This window comes from Streptomyces olivochromogenes (assembly GCF_021538895.1).
Classification (GTDB): domain Bacteria; phylum Actinomycetota; class Actinomycetes; order Streptomycetales; family Streptomycetaceae; genus Streptomyces; species Streptomyces olivochromogenes_A.
In genome coordinates this window covers 1-9,337 of the sequence record NZ_JADDRL010000198.1, presented here as the reverse complement: position 1 = coordinate 9,337, position 9,337 = coordinate 1, and the positions used below count along the sequence as shown (strand labels likewise).

Below are 9,337 nucleotides of genomic sequence, written 5' to 3'. Positions count from 1 at the left end.
GAGTTTCCGGTTCAGGCTAGGAGCGGGCTGCCGGCCCCGCGAGCCGGCCGGCGCGGACGGGGGACACCGAGGGCGCGCCGGCCGCGGTCGGTTCAGTCCGCCGAGTCGTCTTCCGGGCGTGGGTGGGGGTCGTGGGGTGCGGGCTTGGGGCGGGTCCGGGTCCAGGACGGGTCTGCCCAGCGCACGCCCGGCACCGGGTTCGCGCCGCGCGGCCGCAGGGCGAAGGGCAGGGGGCGCGGTGCGCGCGGGTCAGGGAGCGGAGACGGGTCCATCAGGTGAGAGTCCTTCGGCCGAGTGAGGGATGGGCCGGGTCGGGTTCGGTTCGTCCGCCGGGGCGGTGTCCGGGGCCGTCGTCAGCTCGGCCCAGACGATCCGCCCGGACCGGCGGGGGGCGAGCGCGACGCCCCAGTCGGCGCTGAGCGCCTCGACGAGGAAGAGTCCGCGGCCGCCCTGGTCGTCGGGGGCCGCCTGCCGGGGCTTCGGGAGCGAGGCCTCGCGGTTCTGGTCCTCGACCTCGACGCGGATCCGGTCCGCGCTGATGTGCAGCCGGCACACGATCCGTTCGCTGCCCGAGTGCGCGAGCGCGTTGGTGACCAGCTCGGAGGTCACCATGACAGCGTTGTCTTCCGCGTCGCCGGCGATGCCCCGGGCGGCCAGTATCTCGCGCACGCTTCTGCGGGCCACGGCGACGGAGGCGGGTGCCGCGGGCAGCACCAACACCTGTGTACGGCCCGGTGGTTCGGCCCCGGAGACGAGGCGGTCGGGGCCGTCGGGCCCAGGGAGTCGACCGGCGAACTCGTCTCCGGGTGGTCTGGTGGAGGGTCGGTCCAGCGGCTGGGGGAGGGAGGGCGGAGCCATCGCCGTACGCCTTTCGTCCGGCCTCGCGGTGGGGGTGCGGGTGCTGTCGCGTCGGCCGGCCCTGCGGGAGGAGTGGACGACTCCCGGCGCCTGACGGCACCCGGGGTGCGGCCCGGTCTCCCCCGACTGGGCCGCGTCGCCTGCTCCTTCGCCGAGCCGCGATCGTACGACCACTCTCCCATCCGCCAACTCCGGCTCGCAACCGGCAAGTTGAAATGTGCAAGTCGCCAGGGGCATGCTGCTTCCGTCAAGAACCGAACGAGTGAGCCTGCTGCGGGCGTTCGCGTGAGACGGTGATCCCGAAGCCCGGTCGGGAGGGGGTACGGCGTGACCGTGGAGACCGACTGGGGTGGCGCCCCCTCCGTCCTGCGCATGATCCTCGGCAAGCAGTTGGAGGAGCTGCGCACCCGCGCCGGTCTGACGTACGAGCGGGCGGGCGCCGCCATCGGGGTCAGCCACTCCACGATCCGCCGGATGGAGGCCGCCAAGGTCGCCCGGCTGCGGCTCGCGGACGTCGAAAAGCTGCTCCAGACCTACGGGGTGACGGACCAGCAGGAGCTCGACACGTTCCTGCAGTCCGTCCGCGAGGCCAACAAGCGCGGCTGGTGGCACACGTACCGCGACGTCATGCCCGACTGGTTCGCCGCCTATCTGAGCCTGGAGCAGGCGGCGCTGCAGATCCGTGCCTACGAGAACCAGTTCGTCCACGGGCTGCTGCAGACCGAGGACTACGCCCGCGCCCTGCTGACCGCGGGCAATCCGCACGCCCCGGCCGAGGCCACGGCGCGCCGGGTCGCGCTGCGCATGCGCCGCCAGGAGCTGCTCACGCGCGACGGGCCGCCGCGCGTGTGGGTCGTGATGGACGAGACGGTGCTGCGCTGGCCGGTCGGGGGCGCCGAGGTGATGCGCGCGCAGATCGACCATCTGATCGAGGTGAACCGACTGCCCCATGTCACGGTGCAGATCATGGCGTTCGCCAACGGCCCGCACCCGGCCATGCGGGCGGGCGCGTTCCATCTGTTCCGGTTCCGGGCCCCCGAACTGCCCGACATCGTCTACCTCGGCGGCCTGGTCGGCGCCGTCTATCTCGACAAGGGCGACGACGTCGTGGTGTACCGCGAGGCCCTGGACCGGCTGGCCGCCCAGGCGGCCCCCGCCCGCAAGACCGAGGCCCTCCTCGGTGCGATTCGCAAGGAGCTCTGACGTGCACCACCACATACGCAACGGCATGCCGTCCCGGGAACTGGGCGCACACGGCTGGTCCAAGCCGTGGAGCGACGACGCGGGAGGCGCCTGCGTGGAAGTGAAGCGGCTCGCCGACGGGCGCGTGGCCGTGCGCCAGTCGACCGACCCCGACGGGCCCGCGCTGGTCTTCACACCCCGGGAGATGTCGAGCTTCCTGACGGGCGTGAAGGCGGGTGACGCCGACTTCCTCCTCTGAGTCACCTCCTGCTCAACCCGCTTGCTTTCGCCCAGTGTTCACCCCCCACCCCCTACTCGAATGGGAGACACGGCGTTGCCCGACAACGGATGGCCGGCCGACCGCATCGACACCGAGAACGCCCACTCCGCCCGGATCTACGACTACATCCTGGGCGGCAAGGACTACTACCCCGCCGACAAGGAGGCGGGCGACGCCATGTCGCGGGAGTGGCCCGCCCTGCCCGTCCACATGCGCGCCAACCGCGACTGGATGAACCGTGCCGTCGCCTGGCTCGCCGAACAGGCGGGGATGCGCCAGTTCCTGGACATCGGCACCGGCATCCCCACCTCCCCGAACCTGCACGAGATCGCGCAGTCGGTGGCCCCCGAGTCACGGGTGGTGTATGTCGACAACGACCCGATCGTCCTCACCCTCTCCCAGGGCCTGCTGGCCAGCGCGCCCGAGGGGAAAACCTCGTACATCGAGGCCGACTTCCGTGACCCGGCGGCCATTCTGGACGCCCCCGAACTGCGCGACACCCTCGACCTCACCCGGCCGGTGGCGCTCACGGTGATCGCCATCGTCCACTTCATGCTCGACGAGGACGACGCGGTCGGCGTCGTCCGCCGCCTGCTGGAGCCGCTCCCCTCGGGCAGCTACCTGGCGATGTCCATCGGTACCGCCGAGTTCGCGCCGCAGGAGGTGGGCCGGGTCGCCCGCGAGTACGCCGCCCGGAACATGCCGATGCGGCTGCGCACCCTCGACGAGGCGCACGAGTTCTTCGAGGGCCTGGAACTGGTCGAGCCGGGCATCGTCCAGGTCCACAAGTGGCACCCGGACGGCTCCGGCGAACGGAACATCCGCGACGCGGACATCGCCATGTACGGAGCGGCGGCCCGCAAGCCGTGACCTGACGGTCCGGGGTCGAGGGCGCCCTCGACCCCGGACCCCGACGTCAGTGCTTGTGGCCGCCCAGGACCTTGTGGTGCTGCCGGCGGTGCACGGTGGACGTGCGGTGGAGGGCGATGAGGGCCGCGTCGTCGTCGAGCCGGCCACCGGTGTGGGCCAGGAGGTCGCGTCGGATGTGGTGCATCAGCGCCTCCGGGCTGCTGTCGGTCCAGTGCGCGACACGTTCCGCGAGCGGGTAGAAGCGGCCGCCGGCGTCCCGGGCCTCGATGACGCCGTCGGTGTACAGCAGCAGGGTGTCGCCGGGCTCGAAGGAGAACACATCCAGCGTGTGGTCGCCGGACTTCGTGCCCTCGACGCCCAAGGGGGGCGAGGGATGCAGACTCGGCACCGTGACCGCGCTACCGGGGCTGAGCAGCAGCGGCGGAGGGTGCCCGCAACTGGTCATCCGGGTGATCGGGTCGCCCCCGGGGATCTCCACGAACAGGGCCGTGGCGAAGCGCTCGCCGACCTCCTCGGGCGGTTCGAAGTCGGCCGCGTACCGGCTGATGCTCTGCTCCAGCGTGGCGGCCAGATCCGGCAGGGTGGTGTGCCGGTGGGCCGACTCGCGGAAGGAGCCCAGCAGCAGCGCGGCCTCACCGATGGCGGGCAGGCCCTTGCCGCGCACGTCGCCGATGAGCACCCGGACCGTGCCGTCGACCAGGGTGGTCGCGGCGTACAGATCGCCGCCGATCTGGGCCTCCTCCTCGGCGGCCATGTACAGGGAGGCGATCCGCAGCGGGCCGATCTGCTCCGGGAGCGGCCACATCAGGACGTGCTGGGCGGCCTCGGCCACCGACCGGACCTGGGCCAGCTGCTCGCGGCGCCGCTCGCGGATCGCGCAGTAGATCACGATCAGCACCGAGAGCACGGCGAGCGTGACGAGCTGCACGATGTGGTTCGTGGTGGCGATCCCGCCGTGGAACACACCGATGAAGGCCTGGGCCGCCACCGCGAGTGCCCCGACCATCCCGGTCGCCCAGGGCCCGGCGATCGACGGGGTGAGCGCCGGCGCGATGACCAGCGCGGGTCCCAGATGGACGTTCTCGGGCGTACGGATGTCCACCACCGTGATGATCAGGATGAGCGCGATCGGAAGCAGCAGCAGCGCGTGACTCGATTGCCAGGACTGCCGCAGACGCGCGAGGCTCTGCCGGGCACCCACGATTACAGCGTGCACCACCCCTGGGAGTCCGGCCATCGCGTGCCCGCCGTCCCTGGGGACGAACATCCACGCCGATGCGGGCGTCGCGCACCGCGCCGGCCTCTGCCCGGGTCGTGCGCCGTTCGCCGCCGGAGCCGCAGCGCGCCATGCTGGACGGCATCCGCGGCTCAAGGGAGTGGACATGGGGCAGGACAGCGCCGCCGAGGCGCGGGCGCGCCGGATCTGGGAGCGTGACGCGCCGCGCTACGACGGCTGGATGCGCCGCTTCGACCGGTACCTGCTCCGCGACGGCCGGTCCTGGCTGTGCTCCCTGGCCCGGGGCCGGGTCCTGGAGGTCGCCATCGGCACGGGCCTGAACCTCCCCCACTACCCGAAGGGCACCGACCTCACCGGCGTGGACCTCTCCCCGGCGATGCTGGACCGCGCCCGTGCCCGCGCCGACGAGCTGGGCCTGCGCGTCCCGCTCGTCGAGGCGTCCGCCACCCGGCTGCCCTTCCCCGACGCGTCCTTCGACACGGTGGTGTGCGCCCTCGGGCTGTGCTGCATCCCCGACGACCGCGCGGCGGTCGCGGAGATGTGCCGGGTCCTCGGAGCCGGCGGCACCCTGCTCCTGATCGATCACGTCGTCAGCCACCGTGGCACCGTCCGCACGGCCCAGCGCCTCCTCGACCCGCTGACCGTCGCCTGCGCGGGCGACCACCAGCTGCGCCGTCCCCTGCACCTGGTGCGCGCGGCCGGCCTCACCGTCGTACGCCGCGAGCGCTACGGACTCGGCACGATCGAACGCCTCGCGGCCGTCAAGGCCGCCGGGTAGGCCGACCGTTCCTCCGTATGGCTCTCACCGGCGTGCGACCGCGCCCGCCTGCTGACGGAATGGGGTGATCAGCCAGGCACCCGGCCGGAGGCACCATGAGCGGTCCGAACAAGTTTGGGTCCCCTCCCGGACAGGACCCCGAGGGCGCCGCATCCGCGAGCGGCACGGCGCAGAGCAAGGGGGCGTCGCAGAGCTCCGCGACCGGCAGGATCGCACGCGCCGTCGCCTCGGCCGTCCTCATCGTCCTCACCTGCGTCCTGGTCCCCGTCGCCCTGCTGGCGACCTGGGTGCACGACATCGCGCTCGACACCGACCGGTACGTCTCCACGGTCAAGCCCCTCGCCACCGAACCGGCCGTCCAGGACGCGGCCGTCCACCGGATCACCGAGGCCGTGGGCGTCCGGGTCAACGGGGAGCAGGCCGCCTCGGACATCGCCGACTGGCTGGTGACCCAGGGACTGCCGGCGCGCGCCGCCGACGCGCTCAAGGGGCTGGGCCCGCAGCTCGACGCGGCGGTGAACCAGGCCGTGACCAAGGTGGCCACCGATGTGGTGCGGAGCAAGGCCTTCGTCACCGTGTGGACGGACGCCAACCGGGTCGCCCACAACGCCGTCGTGCACGCGCTCACCGGAAAGGGGCGCGGCGCCGTCGGGGTCAGCGAAGGCACCGTGACCCTCGACGTGGGCACCGCGGTCGAGCAGGTCAAGCAGAAACTGGTCGACGCGGGCCTCAAGCCCGCGGAGCACATCCCCACGGTCAACAAGCAGATGGTGCTCTTCCAGTCCGACGAGCTGGCCAAGGCCCGCAAGGGCGCCCGGCTGCTGGACATCGTCGGCAACTGGCTCCCGATCCTCGTCGTGCTGCTGGGCGTCGCCGGGGTCATGCTGGCGCGCGGGCGACGGCGGGCCCTGGCGCGCACCGCCCTGGGCGCGGCCTTCGCCTGCCTCGTGGTGGCCATCGCGGTCGTCGTCGCCCGCCACTACTACCTGGACCACCTTCCGCCCGAGGTCCAGTCGAAGGCGGCCGCCGCCGAGGTCTTCGACACGCTGGTGCGCTTCCTGCGCGTCAGCCTGCGCACGGCGATCGTCCTGGGCATCGTCATCGCGCTGGGCACCTACTTCATCGGTCCCGGACGACTGCCCGTGGCCGTCCGCGGCAGGTCCGAACGCACCGCGGACGCCACGGCCAGATGGGCGGCCGCCCACCAGATCCGCACCGGCCGGGTCGGGATCTGGGCGCAGACCTACCGCCGGGCCATCACGCTCGTGACGCTGCTCGTCGTGGCGCTCGTGTTCGCCCTGTGGAACTACCCGACCGTGTTGACGGTCCTGCTCCTGGTGCTCGTCCTGCTCGCCGTCCTCGCGGTGCTCGCCCTGCTGGCCGCGAGCGGCCGACAGGCCGACGAGGGACGGCCGGCGGCGCCGGGCCGGCCGGGCGACGCTCAAGGCTGATCGGGCCGCAAGGCTGATCGGGCCGGGCGACGCTCAAGGCTGATCAACGGCCGCGCGGCGCCGGAAAGGACTGCTCGGTCCAGATCGTCTTGCCCTCCGGCGAGTACCGGGTGCCCCACCCGTGGGCCAGCTGGGCGGTGATGAACAGACCCCGCCCGCCCTCGTCGACCGTCCGGGCGTGCCGCAGATGCGGGGCCGCGGCGCCGCCGTCGCGGACCTCGCAGGTCAGCGTGCGGTCATTGATCAGACGGAGCTGGAAGGGCGGGTCGCCGTAGCGGATGGCGTTCGTCACCAGCTCACTGACGATGATCTCGGTGTTGAAGGCCGTCTCGTCGTCGAGGCCCCAGGCCTTGAGCTGTGCGCGGGCCCGGTGCCGTGCCTCGGCCACCGAGCTGGGGTCGGGGGCGAACGGCCAGACGGCGATCCGGTCGCCCGGCAGCGAGCGGACCCGGGAGACGATCACCGCGGCGTCGCCCACCCGCAGATCGGGCGGGATGGCGTACACGAGGGCGTCGCACAGGTCCCGCAGCGAGCGGTCAGCGTACGCCGGAACCTGGCGCAGCGGTCCCGGGGACTCCGCGAGGTACGCGGTGAGGAGCGGATCACTGGTGAAGACCAGGACGCTCCCGGCGGGCACGTCGAACTCCACGGACGCGAACGGCGCGTCCTCGCCCGTCCCCAGGCGCGGCCCGGACGGCGGGTCGGGGACGCGCAGGGTGCCGTCCGGCAGTACGACGAGCGGGGCCAGCCGGCCAGCGCACGCCATCCCGCACGTACCGGTCAGCGGGTCGTGGATCGCGTACACGCAGTCGGCGGCCAGCGTCTCCCGGTGGAGCGGGTCGCCGGCGGGGAGGTTCGCCCGCTCCGCGGCCAGCTGGGCCGTCGCGTCCTGCAGCCGGGCGAGCAGCTCGTCGGGCGGGATGTCGAACGCGGCGAGGGAGCGGATGACCGTGCGCAACTGCCCCATGGTGGTCGCCGCGTTGAGCCCCTGCCCGGACACGCTGCCGACCACCAGCGCGGTACGGGCACCGGACAGGGCGATGGTGTCGTACCAGGCCCCGGGATCCGCGCCGGTGAGGGAGAGGTACGCGGTATCCAGCGGCGCGTGCGATTCGGGGGTACGGGGCAGCAGTTGGCGTTGGACCGTGGCGGCGACGGTGTGTTCGCGTGTGTAGCGCCGGGCGTTGTCGATGCACAGGGCCGTGTGGGAGGCCAGCTCGACCGCCAGTTCCCGGTCGCCGTCGCCGAACGGGGGTGTCTGTCCCGTCCGGTAGAGGCTGACGAGGCCCACGACGGTGTCCCGCAGGGTGAGGGGCGCCGTGAGCAGGGTGTGGGCCCGCGACAGGCGGATGGCCTCCGCGCGCTCCGGATCGACGCGGAACCACGCGGCGTCGGGCCGCAGCGGGACCACCCGCGGACACAGGTCGGCCAGCGCCTGGGTGAAGGGGGTGGGGGCCGGCAGCCTGCTGATGTCACCCACCGGGCGCGCCTGAGGTGGATGCCTGTCCCTGCTGCGGAACGCGGTGCGCATGAGCGGCGTGTCCAGGGGCAGCGGCGCGACCGGAGGGTCGTCGCCGCGCAGCACGGCGTCCACCACCTCCACGATCGCGATATCGGCGAACGTGGGCACCAGGGCCGCGACGAGCTCCTCGCCGGTCACCGCCGCGTCCAGCGTGCGCCCCACGGACCGGCGCACCGCTTCGAGGACGTGGGCGCGGGCCCGGCTGTGCTCCCGTTCGGTGACGTCGACGGCGGTGACGGCCACGCCGAGCACCGTGCCCCGCGGGTTGTCCAGGCGCAGCGCGGTGATCTCGAAATGGCGTACCTGCGGCGGGTCGGTGGGCAGGCGCACCCGTACGATGCGCTGCCGCACGGGGATCCCGGTGCGCAGTACGTCACGGAGGGTGGCCTCGATGTCCTCGTCCTCGACGACGTCGTACACCTCGTGGATCGGGTGTCCGACCACCCTGTCCAGCGAGACGGTCCGCATGACGGGGGTGGCGATGTTGACCCGGACGACGCGCAGGTCGCTGTCGAGCAGGTGGAGTCCCACCGGTGACTGGGTGAACAGCGCCTCCAACATCGAGGCCGCCCTCTCGTCCTCGCGCAGGCCGGGCTCGCCGTGCGCCACACCAATCACCTCCGACGCTCTCGGCAGGCCGTGCCGTCCCCTCCCACACCGCACCTCCCAGCGTGCCTCCCACGGGAAGTCGCCGCATGCGGGGTGGCCGGCCGCACCCCGGCCCGGGACACCGGGCCCGCCACGGGACCGGTCTGCCGACCGGCTTCCGGACCGGCCTCTCGACCGCCTCCGAACCGGCCTCCGGACCGGCCCGCCGCCTGGCCCCCGGACCGGCGCGCGAGATCGACCTCTCAACCGGCCTCTTGACCGGCCCCCGGACCGGTCTCCCGACCCGCTTCCGGACCGGCCCACCGCCCGGCCCGGACCGGGGCACGAGGCCGGCCTGCCGACCGGCTTTCGGACCCGCCCCCGGACCGGCGCGCGAGATGGGTCTCTCGACCGGCCTCTTGACCGGCTTCCGGACCGGTCTCCCGACCCGCTTCCGGACCGGCCCACCGCCTGGCCCCGGACCGGCGCGCGAGATCGGTCTCTCGACCGGCTTCTTGACCGGCTTCCGGACCGGCCTCTCGACCGCTTCCGGACCGGCCCGCCGCCTGGC

At 73.1% G+C, this 9,337-nt stretch carries 8 protein-coding genes; 5 read left to right on the top strand and 3 right to left on the bottom strand.

Annotation, left to right across the window (positions count from 1 at the left end; translation table 11 throughout):
* Positions 1-249: 249 nt before the first annotated feature.
* Entirely contained in the window at positions 250-858 is a 609-nt protein-coding gene (locus tag IPZ69_RS45050) for an ATP-binding protein (RefSeq protein ID WP_235460715.1), read from the bottom strand.
* Positions 859-1,185: 327 nt separating this feature from the next.
* On the opposite strand from IPZ69_RS45050, the gene IPZ69_RS45045 reads away from it, so the two are divergent.
* From IPZ69_RS45045 to IPZ69_RS45035, 3 genes are all read left to right on the top strand, one after another.
* A complete protein-coding gene (locus IPZ69_RS45045; protein WP_235460714.1) occupies positions 1,186-2,061 on the top strand; it encodes a helix-turn-helix domain-containing protein in 876 nt (291 codons plus the stop codon).
* Between the two features lie 25 nt (positions 2,062-2,086).
* On the top strand, positions 2,087-2,299 hold the full coding sequence (locus IPZ69_RS45040) for a DUF397 domain-containing protein (protein WP_235460716.1): 213 nt from the start codon (positions 2,087-2,089) through the stop codon (positions 2,297-2,299).
* A gap of 75 nt (positions 2,300-2,374) precedes the next feature.
* Positions 2,375-3,190: an SAM-dependent methyltransferase gene (locus IPZ69_RS45035; RefSeq protein ID WP_235460713.1), complete on the top strand. Its 816-nt coding sequence runs from the start codon at positions 2,375-2,377 to the stop codon at positions 3,188-3,190.
* A gap of 46 nt (positions 3,191-3,236) precedes the next feature.
* Here IPZ69_RS45035 and IPZ69_RS45030 read toward each other — a convergent pair whose 3' ends face one another.
* Entirely contained in the window at positions 3,237-4,391 is a 1,155-nt protein-coding gene (locus IPZ69_RS45030; protein WP_235460712.1) for a PP2C family protein-serine/threonine phosphatase, read from the bottom strand.
* Positions 4,392-4,572: 181 nt separating this feature from the next.
* Here IPZ69_RS45030 and IPZ69_RS45025 point away from each other — a divergent pair, with 181 nt between their 5' ends.
* Both IPZ69_RS45025 and IPZ69_RS45020 read left to right on the top strand, forming a co-directional pair.
* Positions 4,573-5,205: a class I SAM-dependent methyltransferase gene (locus IPZ69_RS45025; RefSeq protein WP_235460711.1), complete on the top strand. Its 633-nt coding sequence runs from the start codon at positions 4,573-4,575 to the stop codon at positions 5,203-5,205.
* Between the two features lie 95 nt (positions 5,206-5,300).
* Positions 5,301-6,656: a hypothetical protein gene (locus IPZ69_RS45020; RefSeq protein WP_235460710.1), complete on the top strand. Its 1,356-nt coding sequence runs from the start codon at positions 5,301-5,303 to the stop codon at positions 6,654-6,656.
* 43 nt (positions 6,657-6,699) lie between these two features.
* On the opposite strand, the gene IPZ69_RS45015 is transcribed toward IPZ69_RS45020, so the two are convergent.
* Positions 6,700-8,787, bottom strand: a complete 2,088-nt coding sequence (locus tag IPZ69_RS45015) for a SpoIIE family protein phosphatase (protein ID WP_235460709.1) — start codon at positions 8,785-8,787, stop codon at positions 6,700-6,702.
* Positions 8,788-9,337 lie beyond the last annotated feature (550 nt).

What these genes read in the sequence shown, in the direction of transcription:
- IPZ69_RS45050 (WP_235460715.1), bottom strand. Translation starts at nt 858, where the DNA reads ATGGCTCCGCCCTCCCTCCCCCAGCCGCTGGACCGACCCTCCACCAGA.
- IPZ69_RS45040 (WP_235460716.1), top strand. Translation starts at nt 2,087, where the DNA reads ATGCCGTCCCGGGAACTGGGCGCACACGGCTGGTCCAAGCCGTGGAGC.
- IPZ69_RS45025 (WP_235460711.1), top strand. Translation starts at nt 4,573, where the DNA reads ATGGGGCAGGACAGCGCCGCCGAGGCGCGGGCGCGCCGGATCTGGGAG.
- IPZ69_RS45020 (WP_235460710.1), top strand. Translation starts at nt 5,301, where the DNA reads ATGAGCGGTCCGAACAAGTTTGGGTCCCCTCCCGGACAGGACCCCGAG.